At 70.1% G+C, this 23,856-nt stretch carries 24 protein-coding genes; 13 read left to right on the plus strand and 11 right to left on the minus strand.

All coding sequences use genetic code 11. From position 1 onward, the window contains the following. Positions 1-80: 80 nt before the first annotated feature. Entirely contained in the window at positions 81-1,049 is a 969-nt protein-coding gene (locus ND450_RS37430) for a helix-turn-helix domain-containing protein (protein ID WP_253322869.1), read from the minus strand. Positions 1,050-1,193: 144 nt separating this feature from the next. Here ND450_RS37430 and ND450_RS37435 point away from each other — a divergent pair, with 144 nt between their 5' ends. From ND450_RS37435 to ND450_RS37455, 5 genes are all read left to right on the plus strand, one after another. Continuing rightward, entirely contained in the window at positions 1,194-1,838 is a 645-nt protein-coding gene (locus tag ND450_RS37435) for a dTMP kinase (RefSeq protein ID WP_253322870.1), read from the plus strand. Between the two features lie 74 nt (positions 1,839-1,912). Continuing rightward, positions 1,913-2,743: an SAM-dependent methyltransferase gene (locus ND450_RS37440; protein WP_253322871.1), complete on the plus strand. Its 831-nt coding sequence runs from the start codon at positions 1,913-1,915 to the stop codon at positions 2,741-2,743. Positions 2,744-2,929: 186 nt separating this feature from the next. Beyond that, on the plus strand, positions 2,930-3,607 hold the full coding sequence (gene mtrA, locus ND450_RS37445) for an MtrAB system response regulator MtrA (RefSeq protein WP_030471262.1): 678 nt from the start codon (positions 2,930-2,932) through the stop codon (positions 3,605-3,607). Between the two features lie 10 nt (positions 3,608-3,617). After that, positions 3,618-5,387 carry an MtrAB system histidine kinase MtrB gene (gene mtrB, locus ND450_RS37450; protein WP_253322872.1) on the plus strand — a complete coding sequence of 590 codons (1,770 nt, stop codon included), beginning with the start codon at positions 3,618-3,620 and terminating at the stop codon, positions 5,385-5,387. Next, positions 5,384-7,126 carry an LpqB family beta-propeller domain-containing protein gene (locus tag ND450_RS37455; RefSeq protein ID WP_253322873.1) on the plus strand — a complete coding sequence of 581 codons (1,743 nt, stop codon included), beginning with the start codon at positions 5,384-5,386 and terminating at the stop codon, positions 7,124-7,126. The genes mtrB and ND450_RS37455 overlap by 4 nt, the downstream gene beginning before the upstream one ends. Positions 7,127-7,396: 270 nt before the next feature. On the opposite strand, the gene ND450_RS37460 is transcribed toward ND450_RS37455, so the two are convergent. After that, a complete protein-coding gene (locus ND450_RS37460) occupies positions 7,397-8,014 on the minus strand; it encodes a ComF family protein (RefSeq protein WP_253322874.1) in 618 nt (205 codons plus the stop codon). A 989-nt stretch (positions 8,015-9,003) separates the two neighbouring features. Here ND450_RS37460 and hpf point away from each other — a divergent pair. Together hpf and secA are read left to right on the plus strand one after the other, a co-directional pair. Then, on the plus strand, positions 9,004-9,669 hold the full coding sequence (gene hpf, locus ND450_RS37465; RefSeq protein ID WP_253322875.1) for a ribosome hibernation-promoting factor, HPF/YfiA family: 666 nt from the start codon (positions 9,004-9,006) through the stop codon (positions 9,667-9,669). Positions 9,670-10,032: 363 nt separating this feature from the next. Next, on the plus strand, positions 10,033-12,984 hold the full coding sequence (gene secA / locus ND450_RS37470) for a preprotein translocase subunit SecA (protein ID WP_253322876.1): 2,952 nt from the start codon (positions 10,033-10,035) through the stop codon (positions 12,982-12,984). Between the two features lie 308 nt (positions 12,985-13,292). Here secA and ND450_RS37475 read toward each other — a convergent pair whose 3' ends face one another. After that, complete coding sequence (locus tag ND450_RS37475; RefSeq protein ID WP_253322877.1) at positions 13,293-13,604, minus strand: Rv3235 family protein; 312 nt, start codon at positions 13,602-13,604, stop codon at positions 13,293-13,295. Positions 13,605-13,770: 166 nt separating this feature from the next. Between ND450_RS37475 and ND450_RS37480 the strand changes: the two genes are divergently transcribed. Together ND450_RS37480 and ND450_RS37485 are read left to right on the plus strand one after the other, a co-directional pair. Next, positions 13,771-14,181 carry an HAD-IA family hydrolase gene (locus ND450_RS37480; RefSeq protein ID WP_253322878.1) on the plus strand — a complete coding sequence of 137 codons (411 nt, stop codon included), beginning with the start codon at positions 13,771-13,773 and terminating at the stop codon, positions 14,179-14,181. Positions 14,182-14,266: 85 nt separating this feature from the next. Continuing rightward, the gene (locus tag ND450_RS37485) at positions 14,267-14,566 is read left to right on the plus strand and encodes a hypothetical protein (protein WP_253322879.1); all 300 of its coding nucleotides are present in this window, start codon (positions 14,267-14,269) and stop codon (positions 14,564-14,566) included. On the opposite strand, the gene ND450_RS37490 is transcribed toward ND450_RS37485, so the two are convergent. After that, a complete protein-coding gene (locus tag ND450_RS37490; protein ID WP_253322880.1) occupies positions 14,563-15,312 on the minus strand; it encodes an RNA methyltransferase in 750 nt (249 codons plus the stop codon). The genes ND450_RS37485 and ND450_RS37490 overlap by 4 nt on opposite strands. A gap of 106 nt (positions 15,313-15,418) precedes the next feature. Between ND450_RS37490 and ND450_RS37495 the strand changes: the two genes are divergently transcribed. From ND450_RS37495 to ND450_RS37505, 3 genes are read left to right on the plus strand one after another with little or no spacing between them, the layout of a single operon-like run. Continuing rightward, on the plus strand, positions 15,419-16,084 hold the full coding sequence (locus tag ND450_RS37495) for a phosphotransferase (protein WP_253322881.1): 666 nt from the start codon (positions 15,419-15,421) through the stop codon (positions 16,082-16,084). Between the two features lie 10 nt (positions 16,085-16,094). Beyond that, on the plus strand, positions 16,095-17,486 hold the full coding sequence (locus ND450_RS37500) for a wax ester/triacylglycerol synthase family O-acyltransferase (RefSeq protein ID WP_089914497.1): 1,392 nt from the start codon (positions 16,095-16,097) through the stop codon (positions 17,484-17,486). Then, the gene (locus ND450_RS37505; protein ID WP_089914493.1) at positions 17,483-17,974 is read left to right on the plus strand and encodes a hypothetical protein; all 492 of its coding nucleotides are present in this window, start codon (positions 17,483-17,485) and stop codon (positions 17,972-17,974) included. The genes ND450_RS37500 and ND450_RS37505 overlap by 4 nt, the downstream gene beginning before the upstream one ends. Here the strand turns inward: ND450_RS37505 and ND450_RS37510 are convergent. Continuing rightward, positions 17,971-18,795, minus strand: coding sequence for a GNAT family N-acetyltransferase (locus ND450_RS37510; RefSeq protein ID WP_253322882.1), 825 nt, complete (start codon positions 18,793-18,795; stop codon positions 17,971-17,973). The genes ND450_RS37505 and ND450_RS37510 overlap by 4 nt on opposite strands. Continuing rightward, positions 18,796-19,182, minus strand: coding sequence for a VOC family protein (locus tag ND450_RS37515; RefSeq protein WP_177229711.1), 387 nt, complete (start codon positions 19,180-19,182; stop codon positions 18,796-18,798). 36 nt (positions 19,183-19,218) lie between these two features. On the opposite strand from ND450_RS37515, the gene pruA reads away from it, so the two are divergent. Further along, on the plus strand, positions 19,219-20,847 hold the full coding sequence (gene pruA / locus ND450_RS37520) for an L-glutamate gamma-semialdehyde dehydrogenase (protein WP_253322883.1): 1,629 nt from the start codon (positions 19,219-19,221) through the stop codon (positions 20,845-20,847). On the opposite strand, the gene ND450_RS37525 is transcribed toward pruA, so the two are convergent. From ND450_RS37525 to rsgA, 5 genes are read right to left on the minus strand one after another with little or no spacing between them, the layout of a single operon-like run. Next, complete coding sequence (locus tag ND450_RS37525; protein ID WP_253322884.1) at positions 20,844-21,572, minus strand: NAD(P)-dependent oxidoreductase; 729 nt, start codon at positions 21,570-21,572, stop codon at positions 20,844-20,846. The genes pruA and ND450_RS37525 overlap by 4 nt on opposite strands. Before the next feature lie 22 nt (positions 21,573-21,594). Further along, entirely contained in the window at positions 21,595-21,837 is a 243-nt protein-coding gene (locus tag ND450_RS37530) for a hypothetical protein (RefSeq protein ID WP_253322885.1), read from the minus strand. Continuing rightward, positions 21,834-22,286, minus strand: coding sequence for a hypothetical protein (locus ND450_RS37535; RefSeq protein WP_089914475.1), 453 nt, complete (start codon positions 22,284-22,286; stop codon positions 21,834-21,836). The genes ND450_RS37530 and ND450_RS37535 overlap by 4 nt, the downstream gene beginning before the upstream one ends. Positions 22,287-22,312: 26 nt before the next feature. Beyond that, positions 22,313-22,828 carry a DUF3558 family protein gene (locus tag ND450_RS37540; protein ID WP_253322886.1) on the minus strand — a complete coding sequence of 172 codons (516 nt, stop codon included), beginning with the start codon at positions 22,826-22,828 and terminating at the stop codon, positions 22,313-22,315. 28 nt (positions 22,829-22,856) lie between these two features. After that, a complete protein-coding gene (gene rsgA, locus ND450_RS37545; RefSeq protein ID WP_253322887.1) occupies positions 22,857-23,855 on the minus strand; it encodes a ribosome small subunit-dependent GTPase A in 999 nt (332 codons plus the stop codon). Position 23,856 lies beyond the last annotated feature (1 nt).

Below are 23,856 nucleotides of genomic sequence, written 5' to 3' on the forward strand. Positions count from 1 at the left end.
CAGCTCAGGCGAGGTGTGTCCGCGAAGAGCGCGGACCGCGTCGCCGGCGGTGTCCGCCGGGGACGCCCCGGACCCCGGGCCTAACTCCACTCGACGGCGATGCCCGCGATGCCCGGCCCGACGTCGCCGAAGTAGGCGCTGACGACGCCGCCGAGCCCGCACACGAGTTCGTCGACGTCGACCGGCGTCGCGTCGGCCGAGGCCAGGAACTGCTTCATGCAGCGCGCGGGCATCGCGCGCCGGTGGAACGACAGCTGCACGAGGTACGAGCCGCAGGTGTCGCGGAACGTGCGGTGGTGGCCCGGCGTCGCGTTGCCGGTGTCGTCGACGATCGTGAAGCTGAAGACGTGCTCCTCGCCCGCCGCGAGCCGCCGGTCGAACAGCATCTCGACGGCGAGGTTCCGGGAAGCGCTTTCCCGGCGCAGACGCCCCTGCCGGCAGCCCTCACCCGCTCTGACCATCGCGTTCTCGATCAGCGAGCCGTCGTCGCCGTTGTGCATCGCCAGGTACCGGTCCGGTCCCTGCCGCACCGCGCGCACGACCAGCCGTGTGGTGATGGAGCGTTGCTCGCGGTGCATGCCTATCTGGACGGTGTCGTGCACGGAGAGCACTTCGAGGTCGGCGTTGCCCCGCGCGGCCTCCGGTACGGACTCGAACGACGCGAGCAGCGGCGCCGGCTCCGGCCAGGTCGCGACCGGGCGCGGGGCGTAGGTGTTCGCGTTGCGCGGGCCGATGAGGTCCAACAGGGACGATGGCGGCAGGCGCAGCACGGTCTCCAGCGCGCGCACCGTGCTGATGGCGCGTGGCACCTCGGGGTGGCGCAGGCCGCGTTGCCAGTACGAGAGCGTCGACTGGCCCACTTGGACACCCAGTTGCTCGAGATGTGCGCGCAGCCTGGCGAGCGAGAGGCCCCGGTGGGCGATCGCCTCGCGCAGTGCGCGGTGGAAAGGCCCGTAGCGCAGCGTCTCGGCGAGCGGGGTCGGCAAACCCCCGGTCGGGTGCCCGTTCGGTTCTCCGACCGATCCGGCGTGCCCGGAATCCGCGGCCACCGCGGCACCTACCCTTCACACACGCGCCGTGTGACTGTTCACCGTAGTCACTCGTTCTGGTGATCGAAAGATCGGATTTCGCCCGTGTGGGGGACGAACTGCGGCCGTGTGAGTGCCCGGAACCGGTCCCGTTAGGGTTCTGGCGTGGGAAAGCTCGTGGTGATCGAAGGTCTGGACGGCGCCGGCAAGCGCACTCTGGCCACCGGACTGACCGAAACTCTGACCGCTCAGGGCAGGACCGTGGCGAGCCACGCGTTCCCGCGCTACGGCCAGAGCGTGCATGCCGACCTGGTCCGCGACGGTCTGTACGGCAGGCTCGGGGACCTCAGCGACTCGGTCTACGGCATGGCCGTCCTCTACGCGCTCGACCGGCGCGGCGCGGCCGACGAGATCCGCAGGGACCTCGAGGAGCACGACGTGGTCCTGCTCGACCGGTACGTGGCGTCGAGCGCCGCGTACAGCGCCGCGCGGCTGCACCAGGACGAGCACGGCGAGTTCGTGCGGTGGGTCCACGAGCTCGAGATCGAACGCTTCGGGCTGCCCGTGCCCGATCTCCACCTCCTCCTGCGCGTGCCCGTCGAGGTCGCGGCGGAGCGCGCCGCGAGACGCGAGCAGGACGACGACTCGCGGGCCCGCGACATTTACGAATCCGATGGGTCGCTGCAGGCCCGGTGTGGCGTGGTCTACGACGGATTGGCGAAAATCAACTGGTTGGCCCCTTGGCAGGTCGTCGACGGGCGGTCAAACGTGAACTTTTCTTCGCTTCTGGGACCACTCTTCACTCCTTGAGTGGTCGCTCACGTGCGTACCGATTGACACGATCGAGTGTCCGGATGTCACTGTGAGTGATAGGAGAATCGAATTTGAAGCGTGTCCTGCAGCGTCCTCCGGTCGGTGTCGCCCGTACGGCGGTCCTGATCGCTGCCGCCCGTGCCAACGAGCAAACCCACCCGCACCCCCTCTTCCACGACCCGTACGCCGCAGGACTCGTGGCGGCCGCCGGCTCCGCGAGCGACCTCAACGGCGTGCGCACCCTCGCGGGTGACCACTTCGTCCTGCGCACCCGGTACTTCGACGACGAGCTGCTCGCCGCCGCCCACCCCCAGGTGGTCGTCATGGCGGCGGGTCTCGACACAAGAGCGTTCCGGCTGCAGTGGCCGCCGGGCACAAGACTCTTCGAGCTCGACCTGCCCGAGCTGCTCGAGTTCAAGGAGGACGCCCTGCGGGAGCAGGTCGCCGTGCCCGCCTGCGACCGGGTCGTCGTCCCGTGCGACCTGCGCGACGACTGGGCGACAGCGCTCATCCGCGCGGGGTTCGACCCGAAGAGGCCCACGGCGTGGCTGCTGGAGGGCCTCTTCATGTTCCTGCCGCCGGACGCGGGGGAACAGGTCCTCTACTGGGTGAGCGCGCTGTCCGCCCGCGGCAGCACCCTCGCCCTCGAACACGTCAACCGCGCCTTCCACGACCTGCCGCAGATGCAGGCGGTGCACCGGCGGTTCGACGCGCTGGACGCCCGCTGGCAGTCCGACGTGGAGGATCCGGTCGAGTGGCTCGACGGCTACGGCTGGGACGCCGAGGTCACCCACCAGGTCGACCTGGCCGCGCGGCACGAGCGCGCGGTGCCCGCGATCACCGACCCGCACAAGGTGGGTGACGCGCGCATCTGGCTGGCCTCCGCCGTCCGCACGACATGACAACGCCCGGGTAACGAAAGGCGGCGCTCGCGCGGTTACTCCCGCGACGAGCAGGTCAAACGGGGCGAGGTGGGGTACGTGGAACGACAGTTCCGGCCGGTGACCGAACGAGCGCACACCGCCACCAGCAGCAACGGAGCGTGGGCGGTGCGCGAACGCCCGACCGGCAGTGCAACGATGTTGGGTATGAAGGCACGCGTGCTCGTCGTCGATGACGACCCCGCCCTGGCGGAGATGCTGACGATCGTGTTGCGCGGGGAGGGCTTCGACACCGCGGTGGTCGCCGACGGTGCCCGTGCCCTGCCCGCGCTGCGCGAGCTCAAGCCCGACCTCGTGCTGCTCGACCTGATGCTGCCCGGCATGAACGGCATCGACGTCTGCAAGGCGATCAGGTCCGAGTCGGGCGTGCCGATCGTGATGCTCACCGCGAAGAGCGACACGGTCGACGTGGTGCTGGGCCTCGAGTCCGGCGCGGACGACTACGTCGTCAAGCCGTTCAAGCCGAAGGAACTGGTCGCCCGCATCCGGGCGCGCCTGCGGCGCACCGAGGCCGAGCCGTCCGAGGTGCTGCAGATCGGCGACCTCACGATCGACGTCCCCGGCCACGAGGTGCTGCGCGAGGGCAGGCCGATCCAGCTCACGCCGCTGGAGTTCGACCTCCTCGTCGCGCTCGCCCGCAAGCCGCGCCAGGTGTTCACCCGCGAGGTGCTGCTCGAGCAGGTGTGGGGGTACCGCCACGCCGCCGACACCCGCCTGGTGAACGTCCACGTGCAGCGGCTGCGTTCCAAGGTCGAACGGGACCCGGAACACCCCGAGGTGGTGTTGACTGTCCGCGGTGTCGGGTACAAGGCCGGCCCTCCGTGACAGGTGGCGTATGAAGTTCGTACGGCCGGTCGTCGCCAAGGCGCAGTTCCTCGTGGAGGAGGCGCGCAGGCGATGGGCCGCGTTTGGTGACCTCTGGCGTCGTTCGCTGCAGTTGCGCGTCGTCGTGTCCACGCTCGCGCTCTCGTCGGCCGTGGTGTTCGTGCTGGGAATGGTGCTGCAGATGCAGATCACCAACCAGCTGCTGAGCACCAAGGACGAGGCCGCGGTGCGCCAGGCGCTGGCGTCGCGCAGCCTCATCCAGAACGACCTGGTCGGGCTGAACCCCGGCCCGGACAGCGTGCAGACGCGGTTCACCAGCGCGATCAACAAGCTCGCCGTCGGCGGCAACGGCACCGACGCCACGACGGCGGGCGCCGGCGCGTTCGAACCGGTGCTGGCCGACGGGCTGGGTGCCGCGGGCGTCGGGCGGGTGCCGTCGGTCGGCAAGCTCGACGACGTCCCCCGCGGCCTGCGCGAGATGGTCGAGGACGGCGGCTCCGGCACGCAGATCCACACCGTGCAGCGCGACAACACGCCGACGACGTTGTTCGTCGTGGGCCTGCCGATCAGCACGTCCGCGCGCTCGATGCAGCTGTACCTGATCTTCCCGCTGACCGCGGAGCAGCGCACGGCCGAGGTCGTGCAGTCCACGCTCGCGGTCGGCGGCATCGTCCTGCTGGTCCTCCTCGCCCTCATCGCGAACCTCGTGACGCGCCAGGTCGTGCGGCCGGTCCGCCAGGCGGCCGAGGTCGCGGAGCGGTTCGCGGACGGCACGCTGCACGAACGCATGCACGTCGTCGGCGAGGACGACGTGGCGCGCCTGGCCGAGTCGTTCAACGAGATGGCCGAGTCGATCCAGGCGCAGTTCAAGCAGCTGGAGGAGTTCGGGCAGCTGCAGCGCCGGTTCACCTCCGACGTCTCGCACGAGCTGCGCACGCCGTTGACGACGGTCCGCATGGCCGCGGACGTCCTGCACGCCTCGCGCGAACAGTTCCCCGCCGGGCTCGCCCGGTCCACCGAGCTGCTCGTGGACGAGCTCGACAGGTTCGAGTCGCTGCTGGGCGACCTGCTGGAGATCTCCCGCCTGGACGCCGGTGTCGAGGAGCTGACCGCGGACCAGGTCGACATCCGCGTCCTGGCACGCCGTGCGCACGACTCGGTGCGTGCGATCTCGACGTCCGCCAACTCGCCCGTGGTGCTGGATCTGCCCGACTCCGAGCTCGTCGCCGAGCTCGATTCCCGGCGAGTGGAACGGATCCTGCGCAACCTGCTCGCGAACGCCATCGACCACGGCGAGGGCCAGCCGGTCGAGCTCACCATGCGCGGCAACGACGACGCCGTCGCGATCACCGTGCGAGACCACGGGGTCGGTCTGCGCAAGGGCGAGGCCGAGCTGGTGTTCAGCCGCTTCTGGCGGGCCGACCCGTCGCGCAACCGCCGCACCGGAGGCACCGGCCTCGGTCTGTCCATCTCGCTGGAGGACGCCCGGCTGCACGGCGGCTGGCTGGAGGCGTGGGGCGAGCCCGGCCACGGTGCCGTGTTCCGGTTGACGTTGCCCCGCAGGCACGGCGAGGAACTGCGCGAGAGCCCGCTGCCGCTCGCGCCCGCCCTGGAACTCGAACCCGTCGTGGTGGTCGAGGAACCGATCGCCGAGGAGGAGCCGGGCGAGATCGAGCTGCGGCCGGAGGAGATCACCTGGCAGCCGGCGGAGCCCGTCGACGGGCCTCCCGCGGACAAGGCCGGCACGAAGGCGGACGAGTTTTCGGAGGAAGTGCGGTGAAGCGGCTGGCGTGGTTGGTGCTCGTCCTCGTGACCCTGTCCGGGTGCGCCGCGATCCCGACGAACACCCAGCCGAAACCGATCGGGTCGAAGGACAACAAGTCGTCCAACATGCCGGCCGCGCCGGAACCGCGCCCGAACATCGACCCGCTCACGCTCGTGCGCGACTTCATCGAGGCGACGGCGAGCCCGGACGGCGACTACGCGGCCGCCCGCGCGTTCCTGACGCCCGAGGCCAGCAAGAACTGGGACAGCAAGAACCCCACCATCATCGAGACCGGTTTCTCGACCGTGCCGGTGCCGACCTCGCAGGTGCCGCAGGACAAGACGCAGACCATCCAGCTGCAGGGCAACTACGTCGGCAGGCTGGGCAGCGACAACGCGTTCGTCCCGCAGCTCGGCAAGCTCGACGTCCCGGTGAAGGTCGAGCGCAACAGCGACAACCAGTGGCGCATCTCCACGCCGCCCGCGGGCGTGCACATGCCGCAGAACCTGTTCAACGCCACGTACAAGCGGGTGACGCTGTACTTCTACAACCCCGAGTTCACCGTGCTGGTGCCGGATCCGCGCTACGTCGTGATCCCGCCGGCGACGAGCATCCCGACCCGCGTCACCGAGCTGATGATCGCGGGCCCGGGCGACGCGGTGCGCGACACGCTGGTGAGCTCGCTCGGCCCGGAGACCCAGAAGTTCTCGGACACGCTGGAGGCCGACGACGGCGCGTTGGAGGTGAACCTCACCAACGTGGGCAAGGACATGACCCCCGAGAAGCGCAAGCAGATCGTGGCCCAGATCGTGAAGTCGTACCAGGGCATCACGTCGTCGCGGGTGCGCGTGCTCGTCGACGGCCAGCAGATCCTGCCGGACCAGCGCGACTACCGGCCGTCCGACGTGTCGGCGACCGCGGGTGAGGCGTTGCTGGCGCTGAACGCGAACCTCCAGGGAATGCTCGTGTCGGACGGGACGGTCCGGTCGCTGGCCGACGGCAACCTGATCAAGGGCCCTGCGGGCGCCGGCGCGTACAACGTGGTCTCGGCGGGGCAGTCGCTCGACGGCTCACGCCTGGCCGTGGTCGCGCGCTCCGGCGGCGCCATGCGGCTGCGCGTGGGCGAGCTGGAGCAGGACCTGTCCGAAGTGGACCTGACCGCGAACACGCTGACGAGACCCACGTGGCTGCTCTCCAGCGGCCCCAAGGAACCGGGCGCGGAGTTCTGGACCGCCGTCAACGGCAACTCGGTCGCGCGCGTCACCAGGTCCGACAACGGCAGCTGGACCGCGAAGGCCGTCAACGTCACCGACCTCAAGGACTTCGGCGCGATCAGCGAACTCCGCCTCTCCCGCGACGGCACCCGCGCCGCCATGGTGATCTCGGGCAAGCTCTACATCGCGTCGGTGGTCCGCAACAACCAGGACGTGGCCCTGCGCTCACCCCGGCAGCTGCAGCCGACCAACCTCGGCTCGGCAGTGCAGTCGATCGACTGGCTGTCCCAGGACGTGCTGGCGGTCTCCTCCTCGCTGCCCTCGTGGCCGGTGACGAAGGTCTACACCGACGGCTACCGCATCGACCGCTACAGCCAGTCGAACCTCACCGTGCCGGTGGGTTCGGTGGCGGCGGCCGCGGCGCGGCAGGTGCAGGTGATCGACTCCTCGGGGCTGTGGTCGGCTTCGGACATCACGGACGTGTGGCGGGCGAGCACGATCCGGGTGCCTTCGAACGCGCTGGTCTTCTACCCGGGCTGACCCCGGGCCGGGGTGACGGCTGGGCTCGCACAGGGCTGGGCTCGCGCAGGGCGGGCGGTGACACGTGGCCGCGCTCGGTGAGGACACGGCCGCCGGGCTGACAGGGCCGCCGCGACGGCCTGGCCGCTCGAGCCCGGAGGGGCAGCCGCACTGCGGCGCGGTGTCGTACAGGACGTCGCCTGAACCTGCCGCGCTGCTACGGACGCCCAGCCGCTGGCGCCCAGCCGCTCAAGCCTGCTTCTGCGCCAGCTCGGGTCGCCCGCGGCGCCCCTACTGCCCAGCCCGGTGCGGCCGAGCCGACGTCAGCACCAGCACCGCGTGCGTCCGCACCCCGGCCTCCCGCAGAGCCCGCACACAAGCCGCCGCCGTGGCCCCGGTCGTGACCACGTCGTCCAGCAGCACCGTGGTGCCTGGCGGCCCCGGCCCGCACACCTCCACCCGCCCCTCCAGGTTCCGCCGTCGCGCGACAGCCGTCAGCCCCACCGAGTCGGCCACTCCCGGCGCGAGCCGCAGCACCGGTGCGACGGCCGCGGTGCCCACCTCGTGCGCGATGCGGAGCATGTGGTCGCCGCCGCGGTCCCGTGCGGCGCTGCGGCGGGACGGCGCCGGCACGAGCGTCCAAGGTGGAGGGCCGACCGCCACCAGGGCGGCGGCGACCATGGCGCCGAACCACGCTGCGAGGGCCCGTGCGCCTCGTTCCTTGAAGGCGAGCACCAGGTCCCTCGCCGGGCCCTGATAGGCGGCCAGCGTCCACACAGGCGGCCCCACGCCGGGCACCTGGAGGCGTGTGGGCGGGCCGAACTCGTCCAGGCACCTGGCGCAGCAGTCGGTTCCGGCGCGGCCGCAGCCGGCGCAGAGGGCGGGGACGAGGACGTCGATGGCTGTCATGGGACCAGGATGGCGGCGGGGTCCGACAGAAAATCGCGGTCGTGGCCGGGCGGGCTCGCGGAAGGGGCTCAGCGGGGTCTTTCGGCACCGCCCACACGAGTGAAGTTCAGGTGACGTTGTCGATCTCCGCACGGCCTCCGCCACGCGAGAACCCCCTGATGGGCACGAGTTCTGTGACGACGTTCCGCGATCTTGTAACTCGTTTCACCCCGTTTGTCCCAGCCTCTGTTGAGGCGGTGTTTCGGAACTGGGGCGTCCGCACGCGAGCCGGTTGATCGAGGTCTGGATCGTCGCCGCGCACACCTACTGGGGTGACCGCGCTCAGGGGTCCCGACACCCCGAGTAGTTAACGATTATTCACGTATCGAGCTGACCAGCGGTTATTAGAGGAAATGTCGGTACGTGCCGCCCCGATGGTGATCGACTGCCTTGTCCGCGAATGGGCGAAATCCGCCGTTCAGCCGGGCGTGACTGGGTCGTGATCGGGCGTTGCGGCCCCTCTCTTCGGTCGGAAGAAGTGCGACTCGCGTCCACGGAGTGGTTCGGAATCGATCTCTCCCCGGTTTCGGGAACATGACGCGCGGGTCGCCCGTTGGCTGGGTATGAGGCCGCGACTGGAGCCGTTCGACGCAGCGACGCTGCCGTCGAGTGCCGGTCCGGGCCTGCGCTGTTCGGGTGAGCGAGGGGCTGAGCGGTTTGGTTCGGAGCACGCTCGGGAAACGTCTGACAACACGCAGTCGTCGCGCTGCGTAGTCACCAAAAAAACTCGTCGTTCCCCCGGCAAGGGGGCTTACGCGACGGTGAATCCCAAGCTAACGTGCACCGCTATCAGCGTTCCCGGCCCTCGGGGAGGAGGCGAACAGCCCATGATCCTGGCGCCGTGAGAGCTGAGGGAGACGACCCTCTGCGACACATCCGCGATCCAAGATCGCCACGGCGCTTTAAATGCAGTCCAGCCATAGCTCGCAGCAAAGCGAGGGAGGTCGTGTATGGACATCGTCGTCAAGGGCCGCAACGTCGAGGTGCCCGATCACTACAGGGTGCACGTCGCCGAAAAGCTGGCCCGGCTTGAGCGCTACGACCGCAAGGTCATCCGCTACGACGTGGAACTTTTCCACGAGCCGAACCGCAGGCAGTCGAAGAACTGCCAGCGGGTCGAAATCACCGGCAAGGGACGTGGACCCGTGGTCCGTTCCGAAGCCTGCGCGGGTGACTTCTACGCCGCGCTCGATTCTGCGGTCGCGAAGCTCGAGAACCGCCTGCGTCGGTCACACGACCGCAGGCGCGTCCACCACGGGGCCCGCGCCCCGATCTCGGTGGCCGAAGCGACAAGCGGACTGGGTGAACCGTCCGCCGGCGAAAGCATGACGTCGCGCCGCGCGAAGACCGCGGTGCTCGACGCCCCCGAGGCCGACTACGAGGGCATGGCGGAAGTGCCCGCGCAGCGTTGGGAAGAGGGCCTCGAAGACAAGTTGCCCGGACGCGTCGTACGCGAGAAGGAGCACGCCGCCAAACCGATGACCGTCGACCAGGCCCTCTACGAGATGGAGCTGGTCGGACACGACTTCTACCTGTTCGCCGACACCGAATGCGGGCGCCCGAGTGTCGTCTACCGCCGGAAGGGATTCGACTACGGCGTGATCAGGCTGGCCTGACCCGCGCGAACCCACGTTCCTCCGACCGCCGCCGCCCCGCACCCCTCGCGTGCGGGGCGGCGGCGTGCGTCTACCGCCGGTCGGACCCATTCGGCGCCCAGTCGTTCACCGTGAAGGTGGAATCCCGCGAGCCAGGAACCTTTACGCGGTCCTCATGCGTTCTCCACAGCAGTAGCCGTGGTGGGGGCACCGGCGGCAGGCGGTTCGGGAAGATCGCAGAATCGGCACCTGACCTGCGCATACCAGGTCTGGGGCGTCAATCCGCCTGTGTCCGTGCACACATCTTGGCGACTTGCCTACGATGGGCAGGGGAAAGGCGTCCGACGTGGGCGCGCCGCGATACAGGTGATGAGGTCTATCCAGATGGTGCTGTCCCGACTGCTCCGCTCCGGCGAGGGCAAGATGCTCAAGCGCCTCCGCAACATCGCACAGCACATCAACCACCTGGAAGACGAGGTGGTGGACCTCTCCGACGCCGAGTTGCGCGGCAAGACCGAGGAGTTCAAGAAGCGCTACGCCGAGGGCGAGACGCTCGACGAACTGCTCCCCGAGGCGTTCGCCGTGGCCCGCGAGGCCGCGAAGCGCACCCTGGGCCAGCGGCCCTACGACGTGCAGATGATGGGTGGAGCGGCGCTCCACCTCGGGCAGATCTCCGAGATGCGCACCGGTGAGGGCAAGACGCTGACCTCGGTCATGCCGGTCTACCTCAACGCGCTCGCGGGCAAGGGCGTCCACGTCATCACCACGAACGACTACCTGGCCAAGCGCGACGCGGACTGGATGGGCCGCGTGCACCGCTTCCTCGGCCTCACGGTCGGCGCGATCCTCTCCGAGATGACGCCGGAGCAGCGCCGCGCGTCCTACAACTCGGACGTCACCTACGGCACGAACAACGAGTTCGGCTTCGACTACCTGCGCGACAACATGGCGTGGAGCCTGGACGAGTGCGTGCAGCGCGGCCACTTCTTCGCGATCGTCGACGAGGTCGACTCGATCCTCATCGACGAGGCCCGCACGCCGCTGATCATCTCCGGCCCGGCCGAGCAGTCCGCCCGCTGGTACACGGAGTTCGCGCGCCTGGCCCCGCGCATGCGCGGCATCGACGTGACGCAGATGTCGCAGAAGGACCGCCTCGAGGTCATCGAGGAGAAGTCCAAGTCGTACCACTACCAGTACGACGAGAAGAAGCGCACGGTCGCCGTCACCGAGCTCGGTGTGGAGTTCATCGAGGACCAGCTCGGCATCGACAACCTGTACGAGGCCGCGAACACGCCGTTGGTGGGCTACCTGAACAACGCCCTCAAGGCGAAGGAGCTCTACAACCGCGACAAGGACTACATCGTCCGCAACGGTGAAGTCATGATCGTCGACGAGTTCACCGGCCGCGTGCTCGCGGGCCGCCGCTACAACGAGGGCATGCACCAGGCCATCGAGGCCAAGGAGAACGTCGAGATCAAGGCGGAGAACCAGACCCTCGCCACGATCACGCTGCAGAACTACTTCCGCCTCTACGAGAAGCTCGGCGGCATGACCGGTACCGCCGAGACCGAGGCGGCCGAGTTCCACCAGACCTACAAGCTGGGCGTCGTCCCGATCCCGACGAACCGCCCGCCGCAGCGCAAGGACCAGCCCGACCTCGTCTACAAGAGCGAGGAGGCGAAGTTCGACGCCGTCGCGGACGACATCGCCGAGAAGCACGAGAAGGGCCAGCCGGTCCTGATCGGCACGACGAGCGTCGAGCGCTCCGAGTACCTGTCGAAGCTGTTGGTGCGCAGGGGAATCCCGCACGAGGTGCTGAACGCGAAGCACCACGACCGCGAGGCGCTGATCATCGCGAAGGCGGGCCGCAAGGGCGCCGTCACCGTCGCGACGAACATGGCGGGCCGCGGTACCGACATCGTGCTGGGCGGCAACCCGGACATCATCGCCGACCACGAGCTGCGCGACCGCGGCCTCGACCCGGTGACCACGCCGGAGGAGTACGAGGCCGAGTGGGCCAAGGTCGTCGAGGAACTGACGACCCTGGGCAAGGCCGAGGCCGACGAGGTCCGCGAGGCCGGCGGCCTCTACGTGCTCGGCACCGAGCGCCACGAGTCGCGCCGCATCGACAACCAGCTCCGCGGCCGCACCGGCCGTCAGGGCGACCCCGGTGAGTCGCGCTTCTACCTGTCCCTGCAGGACGAGCTGATGCGCCGCTTCAACGCGTCCATGGTCGAGATGGTCATGACGCGCCTGAACGTGCCGGACGACGTGCCGATCGAGCACAAGATGGTCACCCGCGCCATCCGCAGCGCGCAGACGCAGGTCGAGCAGCAGAACTTCGAGATCCGCAAGAACGTCCTCAAGTACGACGAGGTCATGAACCGCCAGCGCACGGTGATCTACGCCGAGCGCCGCCGCGTCCTCGAAGGCGAAGACCTGAGGGAACAGGTCGAGCACATGATCGTGAGCGTTGTCGAGGAGTACGTGAACGGCGCCTCGGCCGACGGCTACGCCGAGGACTGGGACTTCGACAAGCTCTGGACCGCCCTCAAGACCCTCTACCCGGTCTCGCTGGACCCGAAGGAGATCCTCGAGTCCGACGAGGACGTCACGCGCGAGTACCTGCGCGAGATCCTCGTCGAGGACGCGCTGAACGCCTACCGCGCCCGCGAGGCCGACATCGAGGGCCGCGTCGGCGAAGGCGCGATGCGCGAACTGGAGCGCCGCGTCCTGCTGTCCGTCCTGGACCGCAAGTGGCGCGAGCACCTCTACGAGATGGACTACTTGAAGGAGGGCATCGGCCTGCGCGCGATGGCGCAGCGCGACCCCCTCATCGAGTACCAGCGCGAGGGCTTCGAGATGTTCAACGCGATGCTCGACGCGCTGCGCGAGGAGACCGTCGGCTTCCTCTTCAACCTCCAGGTGGAGGCGGCGGAGCCCGAGCCCGCCCAGCCCGAGGTCCCCGTGGCCGTGGGCGCCGCCCCGCAGCCCCTCCCGCAGGTGTCGGGCAACGGCGGCGGAAGCGGAGCCCGAGCCCGTGCCCGCGCCGCGGCCGCCGCCCAGCAGCAGGCGCAGCAGCAGCCCCAGGCCCCCTCGGGCCCGGCCATGGCACAGCTGGCCAGCGGCAACGCCATCCCGCCCGCCCTGCGCGGCAAGGGCCTCGGCGCCCCCGGCCAGCAGAACCTGAGCTACAGCGGCCCGGCCGAGGACGGCGGCGTCGAAGAGCACGCCGAGGCAGGCGGCGCGGCGGGCCAGCAGGGCGGCACCCGCAAGGAGCGCCGCGAGGCGGCCCGCCAGGCGGCGAAGAACAACCGCCAGAACAAGAACCGCTGACCCACCGCCAGACCGCACCACCACCGCGTGGGCCGCACTCCCCAGGGTGCGGCCCACGCGGCTTTTCGGCGTGTCGAGGGGGCAGGTGCCTGGGGCGGCGCGCCTGGAAGACAGCGGGCGTCTGGGGTGGCGGCCATGAGGACAGCGCGGACCAGGACGAGGCATCACGCCTCGCGCATCACGCGATGGCGAAGCCGAGGCGTCCTACCTCCACGCGCTCTGATCAGCGGTGGTGATCCGGCCCCAATCGCGATCGTCGCGAAGCGGCGATGAATCAACCCGGCTCGTCACAGCCCAACCCGAGCCACTCACTCCAGCACCGTGAACGACGTGAACCACCACCTCCCACCCCGGTGCTCCACCCGAGCCGCCACCGCGAACACCCGCCCCTCCCTCCGCACGGTCACCGAAACCTCCGCCACGAACCGAGCCGGTCGGCACACCCGAGGCGCCCGCACCATCCGGGTGCTCCGGGCCTGCACCGCCCCCGCCAGCCGGGCGGCGACCGGAGGCACCGCCACCTCCCGCAGCAACCGCGCGGCACGCCGGCCGTCCAGCACCTCCAGCACCACGCCGAGCAACCGGGCGGCATCCAGCGGCGGCGACGGCGGCTCCGGCACCGGAACCCACACGGGCCTGGGCCGCGGCCGGGGGATGACGTGGGCGACGGCGCCGACGGGTGGCTCATACGGGGACAGGCGACGTACTACTGGGGGCATGCCGGACTAGGCGCGTCAACCGCGGGATCAGGACAACGAGCACCCGAAAGTGGGTACGGTCCGAGGCGTGCTGAAAGCCCTGGTGCTCGACTACGGCGGTGTCCTGACCGATCCCGGTGAGGACAACCCCGCCGAACCCCCGCTGCTCACCGCGTTGCGCAAGGCGAAGCAACTCGGCCTCAAGACCGCGCTGTTGTCCAACGCGGACGGCTGGTGGCAGCCGCCGCGAGTGCTCGACGGGCTGTTCGACGTCACGATCATCTCCGGTGAGGTCGGGCTCGCGAAGCCGGACGTCGACATCTACCTGCTCACGGCCACGAAGCTCGGCCTCGAACCCGGTGAGTGCGTCTTCGTGGACGACCTGTCGGTCAACATCCACGGCGCGGTCGAGGCCGGCATGGTCGGCGTCCACCATCGGTCGACACGGTCCACCCTCGAGGAGTTGGAGATCCTGCTAGCGATCGCGCTCCGCGATTGAGGGTTCACCCCGCAGCGTCATTGCCCCTTATTCCGAAACGCACTAGCGTCGATTTGGTCGGCCTTCGGATTGCATAGGGGAGAAAATGCGAAGAATTGTCGCTTGTGTTGCGGTCGCCATTGCAGCCACGGCAATCGCATCACCCGCGCAGGCGCAAGAACGCGGTTGCTACGAGGACTACCTGCGGGACGGGCGCACCGTCGAGGTCTACTGCGACGACGGCAGGCCCGGGCGGTTCCGGGCCGTCGCGCACTGCACGAACGGCCTGGGCGTGTGGGACCAGTACGGCACGGTCGGCCGGGTCAGGGGCGAGCCGTCGGTCGCCGAGTGCACGTCGTTGCTCGGGTACCCGCGGGTCAACGGGTACCACGTCGACTGGCTCTAGGGCTGGGCCCGGCGCACGAGTTCGAAGCACAGGACGGCGGCCGCCGAGGCCACGTTCAGCGATTCCACGCCCGCCGCCATCGGAATCGAAAGCCACGACGTGATGTGCGGACGCACGTCCTCGGTGATTCCGGCCGTTTCACTTCCCAGGACGAAAGCGGCGCGCGCGGGAAAAGAAGCGGAATAGATCGTGTCGGACGCGTGGGAATCCAGCGCGTGAAGCGGGAATCCCGACGCGCGCAACAGAGCGGAGGCCTCCGCCGAGGTGCCGCAGCGCAACACGGGCGCTCGGAAAGCCACTCCGGCGGAGGCCTTCACCACGAGCGGGTCGATCGAGGCGACGCCCCGGCGGGGCACCACGATGCCGTCGATGCCCGCGGCGGTCGCGGTGCGCAGGATCATGCCGACGTTCGCGGGCGTCGTGATGCCGTCGAGCACCAGCACGGACTTCAGGCCGCCCTCTTCCAACGCCAGCGCCAACGGCTTCATGCGCGGCGCGACCACGTCGGCGAGCACGCCTTGGTCCTGCTTGCCGTTGCCCGCCAGCACCTTCACGCGCTGGGCGGTGGCGCGCTGCACGGCCACCCCGCGCGAACGGGCGGCGTCGAGGATCTCGCGCGCCGCCGGGCCGCGCGCGGTGTCGGCGAGCACCACCTTGTCCACCGAGAGCGCCGGGTCGTCCAGTGCTTCCAGCACTGGCTTGCGGCCGTAGACGGTGACGAAGCGGTCCTTGGGCGAGATCTCCACGAGGAAGAGGGTGACAGAGCCCCCCACCTCGGGCTCAAACGGGTGAAGAGCTCCACTAGAGCCGTTCGGCCCTTGTGTTTCGGATCATATCGATGATGATCGTCACATGACGGCAGGTATGCGCAGCGTCGCGCAACGTCAACATCTCGCGAGCGGTCAGGACTCGGACGTGTTCATCCGGTCCGACGGGCTGCTCGTCAAACGCACGCGCACCGGTCGTGACCTGCGGCGCGAGGCCGAGATGATGTCGTACCTGAGCGGGTACGGCATCCCCGTCCCGCGGGTGCACGAGGCCACTGCGGACGAACTCGTCATGCAGTACGTGCCCGGCCCCCGGATGTCGGAGGAGATCGGCCGCAGGCCGTGGCTCGCCGGTGGGCTCGGTGAGGAGCTCGCGGACCTGCACCACCGCCTCGACGTCATCCCGGCGCCCGACTTCCTCAGCGGAGAAGGCGACCTGCTGCACCTCGACCTGCACCCCGGCAACGTCGTGCTCGGCCCGGAGGGCCCCGTGGTCCTGGACTGGGCGAGCGCCACGAAGGGCGACCGCAGGCTCGACGTCGCGCTCAGTTGGGTCTCGCTCGCCGTCGCCCACCTCGCGCCCGTCAAGAAGCTCACGCGCTGGCGGTTCCTCCGGTCGTTCATGGCCAACGTGGACCCCAAGGCGAAGGACGCGATCCCGGAGGCCGCGCGCATCCGCCTGGCACGGCACGACCGCGATCCGCGCGAACGCGCCGCTCTTCAGAAGCTGATGGACCGCGAACGCCACTAGGCTGGGGTGCATGCCGGACCGACTGTCAGCGCTGGACGCCTCGTTCCTGTACCTGGAGGGCTCCACGACGCCGATGCACGTCGGTGGCGTCGCCGTGTTCAAGAGGCCCAAGGCCGGATTCGACTACGACAAGCTCGTCGACCTCATCGAGCAGCGCCTGAGCCTCGTGCCGCGCTACCGCCAGAAGGTCGTGCACGTCCCCGGCCGCATCGCACGGCCCGTGTGGGTCGACGACCCGGACTTCGACGTCACCTACCACGTCCGCAGGAGCGCCCTGCCCAAGCCGGGCAACGAGACGCAGCTGCACGACCTGATCGCGCGCCTGATGTCGCGCCCGCTCGACCACTCCCGCCCGCTGTGGGAGATCTACCTCGTCGAGGGCCTCGAGAAGAACCAGACGGCGGTCATCACCAAGACCCACCAGGCCATGGTCGACGGCATCGCGTCGCTGGAGATCGGCCAGGTCATGCTGGACGTCTCGCCGACGCCGCGCACCAACGTCGAGAACCTCTGGATGCCGCAGCCGGAGCCCAGCTCGCTGCAGCTGGTCGCCGACGCGGTCACCGACATCGTGCAGCGCCCCGGCGAACTCGTGGAGAACGTCCGCAGCGCCGCCCTCGACACCGTCAACACGGTCGAGAAGGTGTTCAACGCGTTCAGCGTCCTCGCGAGCGCGGTCCGCACGGCCGCCACGCCCGCGCCCGGCACGCCGCTGAACGTCCGCATCTCGTCGCCGCAGCGCCGGTTCGCCGTCGCGCGCGCCCAGCTCGACGACCTGCGCGCCATCCGCAAGCAGCACGGCGGCACGGTCAACGACGTGGTGCTCGCCGCCCTGTCCGGTGCCCTGCGCAACTGGCTGCTCAGCCGCGGCGAGAACGTCACCGGCAGCACCACGATCCGCGCCATGGCGCCGTTGAGCGTCCGTGAGGCCGACCCGGAGTCGGGCAACAACGTGAGCGCCTACCTGGTCGACCTGCCGGTCGGTGAACCGAACCCGGTGGTGCGCCTGCACCACGTGAGCCACGCGATGCGCGCGCACCTGGAGTCCGGCCAGTCCGTGGCCGCCGACGCGCTCGTGAAGGTCTCCGGCTTCGCGCCGCCGACGCTGCACGCGATGGGCGCGCGGGCCGCGAGCTCGTTCAGCCGCCGGCTGTTCAACGTGATCGTCACCAACGTCCCGGGCCCGCAGGTGCCGCTGTACGCGGCGGGCGCGAGAATGACCGAGATCTTCCCGGTCGTGCCGCTCGCCAGGAACCAGGCGCTGGCCATCGGGGTGACGTCGTACGACGGCGGTGTGTACTTCGGGTTGAACGGCGACCGCGACGCCATGTCCGATGTGGACGTTCTCGCGACCATGGTCGAGGAGTCGGTGGAGGAACTGATGGGGACGGCGAGCGCATGAGGGTCTACATCCCGGCCACGGTGCCGATGCTGCGCCAGTTCGTGGACAGCGGCGAACTGGCGCCGGTCACCGGCACGGCCTTCGCGCTGACGCCGGCGCTGCGCGAGTCCTACGCGGCGGGCGACACGGAGGAGCTGGAGTACGCGGCCATGCTCGACGCCGCACGGGCCTCCCTGCGGCTGCTGGCCGCCGACGAGAAGGCCGAGCCGCGGCGCGCGGTGCTCGCCGTCGACATGGACGACGTGACGCTACGCCCCGACCTCGACTTCTCGGTCGTGAAGGTCGGCGGTTCGTTCACGCTGAAGGACGTCGCCTCCGTGCACCTCGACACGGCCGAGGCCGAGGAGGACGTGCGCGCGGCGGTCGACGTCGTGGACGCCGCGGACCTGGGCGACCCGGACGCCGAGTTCACGCTGGGCAGCGCCGAGGACCACGAACTGGCCTGGTACGCGGCGCAGGAACTCCCGTTCGTGCTGGAGCTGCTTTAACGGCGCTGGTCGTGCACCTCGGGCAGCGCGGTGAACCCCGCTGCCCGGTAGGTGGCGACGGCGCCCGCGTTCGAACTGGGCGTGCAGACGAGCGCGCACGACGAGCCGAGCGCGCGCAACGCGGCCGCCCCGGCGAGGGTGATCGCCCTGCCGAACCCCTTGCCCCGGTGGTCGCGGTGCACGCCCATCGGTTCGACCAGCCCGGGCCTGCCGGGGCCCGCCGACCACACGGTGATCGCCGCCGCCGCGTCGTCGCCGTCGAAAGCGACCAGGCTGCGGGCGTCGGCGTACGGGGAACCGGCCGCCATCGCGTGCCAGCGGTCCTCGGTGAACGTCGACTTCTCGAACGACGCCCGCACCACGGCGGCGTGCACGTCGGCCCGGTCGGCGCCGATCACCTCGACCCGCACACCGGGGTCCTCCACCGGCGAGCCGAGATCACGCCGCAACGGCGTCCACGGCACGTCGGACTGCCAGCCGCGCTCGAACATCAACTCCTGGAACCGCGTGCCGCGCGGGGATTCCACGTAGACGGTCCCGGCGGGCAGGACCCCGCGTTCCGGCGAGGAGATGTCGTCGGCCAGCCGCACGGCCAGCTCTTCGTCGGCACGCGCGTCCGGCGCGATCGTGAACCGCAGCAGGTCGGCGCCGTCCAGCAGCCCGACCGCGACGACCCGCCCGCCGCCGCGCCAGATCCGGATCGCGTCCCCGGTCGCCTCGGCACCGAAACGCCGGTACCAGCCCAGGTCTCCGGGGTGGAGCTGGAACGGCTGGTCGTCGTGCTGCCACTCCCGCAGCGCGTTCGCGGCCTCGTCGAGCACCTACATCCCCTCCGCGGGCTCCCACAGCTCGATCCGGTTGCCCTCCGGGTCGACGCACCACCCGAACAGCCCGAACTCCGAGTCCTCGGTCTCCGGGAGCACCTCGACACCGCGCGCCTTGAGCTTCGCCATCAGCGACACCAGGTCGTCCACCCGCAGGTTCAGCATGGTCCGCTGGTCGGGTTCGCCGATGTACTCCGTGTCCTGCGCGAACAACGCCATCGTCGTCGTGCCGGGGAACTCGTTCGACGCCGTGTCGAGCCAGTGGAAGGTGACGGTGCCCTTCTCGCTCATCGGCACGCCCAGGTTCTCGCGGTACCAGGCGGCCAAGCGCACGGGATCCCGTGAACGCAGGAAAACCCCGCCGATGCCAGTCACCCGCGCCACCCGACGGACCCTACTACCGCGTGCCACGATGGGGGAATGGACGCGGTCACGTCTGCACCCGAACCGGTCAACGAGCCCGTGCGCACCTACGCACCCGGTAGCGCCGAACGGGCGAGTCTGCAAGCACGCATCGCCGAGCTCGAAGGCACCACGCACGAGCTGACGATGACCATCGGCGGTGAGCAGCGCATGGGCGCCGGCGACCGCATCGACGTCGTGCAGCCCCACGACCACCGGCACGTCCTCGGCGTGACGGCGCAGGCAGGCACCTCCGACGTGGCCGACGCGATGCGCGCCGCCCAGCACGCCGCACCGGGCTGGCAGGAGCTGCCGTTCGACGAACGCGCCGCCGTGCTGCTGCGGGCGGCCGACCTGCTCGCCGGTCCGTGGCGCGACACCCTGAACGCCGCCACGATCCTCGGCCAGTCGAAGTCCGTGCAGCAGGCGGAGATCGACGCGGCGTGCGAGCTCATCGACTTCCTGCGCTTCAACGTCCACTTCGGCCGCCGGATCCTCGAGGAGCAGCCGATCTCCTCGCCGGGCGTGTGGAACCGCATGGACCACCGGCCGCTCGACGGGTTCGTCGTGGCCATCACGCCGTTCAACTTCACCGCCATCGCGGGAAACCTGCCGCTCGCGCCCGCCCTGATGGGCAACGCGGTGCTGTGGAAGCCGTCACCGACCCAGCAGCTCGCCGCGCACTTCACCATGCGCCTGCTGGAGGAGGCCGGCCTGCCACCGGGCGTGATCAACCTCGTCACCGGCGACGGCCAGGCGCTGGGCCAGGTCGCGTTGCGGGACAGGTACTTCGCCGGCCTGCACTTCACCGGTTCGACGCGGACGTTCAAGTCGTTGTGGCAGACCATGGCCGCGAACCTCGACGTCTACCGCGCCTACCCGCGCGTCGTCGGCGAGACCGGCGGCAAGGACTTCGTGCTGGCCCACGCCTCCGCCGATCCGCAGGCGCTCGTCACGGGCCTGGTGCGCGGTGCTTTCGAGTACCAGGGCCAGAAGTGCTCGGCGGCCTCCCGCGCTTACGTCGCGCGGTCCCTCTGGGAGGGCGGGGTCCGCGACCAGCTGCTCGACGTCACGAAGTCGTTGTCCTACGGCGATGTCACGGACCTGTCGGTGTTCGGCGGCGCCGTCATCGACGCCCGCGCGTTCGCCAAGCACAAGGAGGCGCTGCTGATGGCGTCCGCGTCCACTTCGGTCGAGGTGCTGGCCGGCGGCTCGTGCGACGACTCGGTGGGCTACTTCGTCGACCCGACCGTGCTGCTCGGCACCGACCCGCACCACGACATCTTCACGACCGAGTACTTCGGCCCGATCCTCGCCGTGCACGTCTACGAGGACGCGGACTTCCCGACGATGATGGAGACCATCGACACGTCCACGCCGTACGCGCTGACCGGCGCCGTCTTCGCGCGTGACCGCACGGCCATCGAGCAGGCGCACCGCGCGTTGCGGTTCGCGGCGGGCAACTTCTACGTCAACGACAAGCCGACCGGTGCCGTCGTCGGGCAGCAGCCGTTCGGCGGGTCGCGCGGGTCCGGCACCAACGACAAGGCGGGCTCGATCTACAACCTGCAGCGGTGGACGAGCCCGCGGGCGATCAAGGAGACCCTGGTGCCGCCGACCGACCACCGCTACCCGCACATGGGTTAGTGCTGCGGCTTCCAGCCGGTGGCCTCCGTGAGCTTCGTGCTCACCACCCGCTGCGAACGGCTGAAGACCTCGAACACCGCCGTCGTCCTGCCGAAGAACCGCGGCAGGCGCGTGATCCCCAGGTCCCGCTTGAGCACCGGCGTGCCGACGTTGTAGATCCCGTGGGGCGCGCCGAGGGCGGCGATCGCGGCCGCCGCGGCGTCAGCGGGGTGCACGACCGACATCCAGCCGTCGCCGATCAGCACCGGCGGTGACATCGCCTCACCCCCGATCAGCATCCCGAAGCGCAGGAACACACCACGGGGGTGCTGGAGCACGTTGTGCTGCGCCGCGACTGAACTGGCGATGTGCCCGACGGGCTTGACGGGCGCGCTCTCGTCGAGCTCCCGGTCACCGCCGTCCGCGTAGACGAACGAGATGCCCTCCTGCACGACCCTGCCGACGCCGGCCCTGGTCGCCGCCTCCACCAGCGCGGCGCTGCCCTCGGTGCGGATGCGGTCGTTCTCCGCCCAGGCGCTCGGCAGCACGGCCTTGGCGCTCAGCGGGATGCGCGTGGCGAGGTTGAGGACGGCGTCGTGGCCCGCCAGCGCCGCCGCGAGCCCGTCGACGTCGAACATCGAGGTCGTGTGCCGGTCCAGCACCCCGACCTCGTGTCCCGCCGCCCGCAACCGCGGTACCGCTTCCCGTCCGAGGACACCTGTCGCACCGATCACGAAGACCTTCATGACCAGTGGACGGGACAGCGCGTCAGAACGTGACGACCATCCGCTTGAAGGCCTTTCCCGCGTAGTCCTGGACGGCCTTCGCGACCTGACCGCTGTTGGCGCCGGCCCCGACGACCTCCAACGCCTCGGTGGCGTTGATCGCGACGATCTCGGCGCACTGCATGCCGTTCTGCATGGTCGCGCACGTCACCGCCGCCGAGCGCCCGTCGCTGACCAGCAGTTCCATGGCCTGGTCCGGTCGCTCGTAGGCGCCGGCGAGCCTCACTTCGGCAGCCTCTCCAACGCCTTCGCCGCCAGCCCCTGCGTCGCCTGGCCGACGGCGTTGAGGTCGTGGCTGCGCTGCAGCACGGTCAGCCCGATGAGCTCCCCGTCCCGCACCTCCACGACGGCGTCGCACGTCACCTCGCCCGACGAGTCGACGCACTTGCGCGTCAGCGGCCGGTCGTTGATCACACCGCCGTAGCCCCCGTCGGCCAGCAGTTTCTGCGACTCGTCCGCGTACTTCGCGCTCACCAGCTTCAACCGCACGGTCAGCGCGCCGAACGGGTAGTCGCACTGCCGTTCGCCCTTGGCCGGGGTGCCGTTCAGCTGGCCCGCGTCGCCGGACTGCAGCAGCGCGCACGGGTCGGTGTCGGCGAAGGCCGGGGCTGCGGGAGGTTGCTGGGTCGAGCAGGCAGTCAGGGCGAGGAGCAGCACCGGAACCAGTCGGATCATGAGGGCAACCTTTTCATCCCCGCGACTCACGACGACTTCGGCAGGCGGTCAAGCACGTACTGGACCAGCATCGTGCGCATGCGCAGCATCCACGACTCGTCGCTGTCAGGGTCCTGCATCGTGATGGTGAGCGTGCGCGCGTAGCCGACCGCCGCCCACACCCCGCAATCCAGCTTGGACGCGTCGGTGTCGCACGCGAACCATATGGTGTGGCCGTCCATCTGTCCCTGGTGGCCGTTCGGGTTGTCCTTCTTGACCTCGTCGTACTCGACCTCCTGCAGGCTGACGAGGACCGTCAGCGTGCCGAAGGTGTACTTGCAGAGCCCTGCTTTCTCCGCCGCGGGTGGTGCGGACGGCGGGTCGAGGAACCACTGGCTGCCGTCGGTCGGCAGCGCCTTGCACGGGTCGAACGCGGCCAGGTTCCGCGGCTTGTCGATCCGCGGTGACGTCGTCGGCACCGGCTTCGGTGGTGGTCCGGGGATCTCGGCCGTGCACGCGGTGAGGGCAGCGCACAGCACGGCGATCCCCAGAAGTCTGTTCACGGGGGAAGTGTGACTGATCGGCGCAACCTCAATCCGCGTAATCGTCGCGGCCGGCCCGGGACGCCAGCAGCCGCCGCAACGACGCGAGACGGCCCGGCGCGTCCGGCACCAGCTCGTCCAGCATGCAGCCCGGGTCCTCCGGGGAACCGAGGTGGCCGCAGCCGGGCGGGCACTCCTCGGCGGCCTCGGCGAAGTCCGGGAACGCCTTCACGATGTCGTCCGGCGTGATGTGCGCGAGGCCGAACGAGCGGATGCCCGGGGTGTCGACGACCCAGCCGCCCTCGGGCAGCCGCAGCGCCACGGCCTGGGTGGAGGTGTGGCGGCCCTTGCCGACGCCGGACACGACGCCGACCGCGCGGTTCGCGTCCGGCACGAGCTTGTTGACCAGGGTGGACTTGCCGACGCCGGAGTGGCCGATCAGGCACGACACCGTGTCGGTCAGGCGCGCCCGCAGTGCGGCGGGCTCCTCGTCGGAGCGCGTGACGACCACCGGGACGTCGAGTTCGGTGTAGAGCGCGAGCAGCGAGTCCGGGGAGGCGAGGTCGGACTTCGTCAGGCACAGCACCGGTTCCAGGCCGCCCGCGTACGCGGCGACCAGGCAGCGGTCGATGAAACCCGTGCGCGGCGGCGGGTCCGCCAGCGCCACGACCATGATGAGCTGGGAGGCGTTCGCGACGACGACCCGTTCGAACGGGTCGGTGTCGTCCGCGGTCCTGCGCAGCACCGAGGTGCGTTCCTCGACGCGCACGATGCGGGCCAGCGTGTCCGGCTGGCCCGACGTGTCGCCGACGATGCCGACCTGGTCGCCGACCACCACGGGCGTGCGGCCCAACTCGCGCGCACGCATCGCCGTGACGACGGCACCGGACTCCATCGCGCACGTCCAGCGGCCGCGGTCGACGCCGATGACCATGGCGGTCTCGGCGTCCGCGTGTTCGGGGCGTCTCTTGCTGCGCGGCCTCGTGCCCTTGCCGGGGCGCACGCGCACGTCGGACTCGTCGAGCTTGCGCCAGTCCCGCTTGCCCACT

This window comes from Lentzea sp. HUAS12 (assembly GCF_024125735.1).
GTDB classification, from domain to species: Bacteria; Actinomycetota; Actinomycetes; order Mycobacteriales; family Pseudonocardiaceae; genus Lentzea; species Lentzea albida.

Bases quoted from the DNA above. Each gene is read 5' to 3' on its own strand.
- mtrA (WP_030471262.1), top strand. From the start codon at position 2,930: ATGAAGGCACGCGTGCTCGTCGTCGATGACGACCCCGCCCTGGCGGAG.
- mtrB (WP_253322872.1), top strand. From the start codon at position 3,618: ATGAAGTTCGTACGGCCGGTCGTCGCCAAGGCGCAGTTCCTCGTGGAG.
- ND450_RS37460 (WP_253322874.1), bottom strand. From the start codon at position 8,014: ATGACAGCCATCGACGTCCTCGTCCCCGCCCTCTGCGCCGGCTGCGGC.
- hpf (WP_253322875.1), top strand. From the start codon at position 9,004: ATGGACATCGTCGTCAAGGGCCGCAACGTCGAGGTGCCCGATCACTAC.
- secA (WP_253322876.1), top strand. From the start codon at position 10,033: ATGGTGCTGTCCCGACTGCTCCGCTCCGGCGAGGGCAAGATGCTCAAG.
- ND450_RS37485 (WP_253322879.1), top strand. From the start codon at position 14,267: ATGCGAAGAATTGTCGCTTGTGTTGCGGTCGCCATTGCAGCCACGGCA.
- ND450_RS37495 (WP_253322881.1), top strand. From the start codon at position 15,419: ATGACGGCAGGTATGCGCAGCGTCGCGCAACGTCAACATCTCGCGAGC.
- ND450_RS37500 (WP_089914497.1), top strand. From the start codon at position 16,095: ATGCCGGACCGACTGTCAGCGCTGGACGCCTCGTTCCTGTACCTGGAG.
- ND450_RS37505 (WP_089914493.1), top strand. From the start codon at position 17,483: ATGAGGGTCTACATCCCGGCCACGGTGCCGATGCTGCGCCAGTTCGTG.
- pruA (WP_253322883.1), top strand. From the start codon at position 19,219: ATGGACGCGGTCACGTCTGCACCCGAACCGGTCAACGAGCCCGTGCGC.
- ND450_RS37525 (WP_253322884.1), bottom strand. From the start codon at position 21,572: ATGAAGGTCTTCGTGATCGGTGCGACAGGTGTCCTCGGACGGGAAGCG.
- ND450_RS37535 (WP_089914475.1), bottom strand. From the start codon at position 22,286: ATGATCCGACTGGTTCCGGTGCTGCTCCTCGCCCTGACTGCCTGCTCG.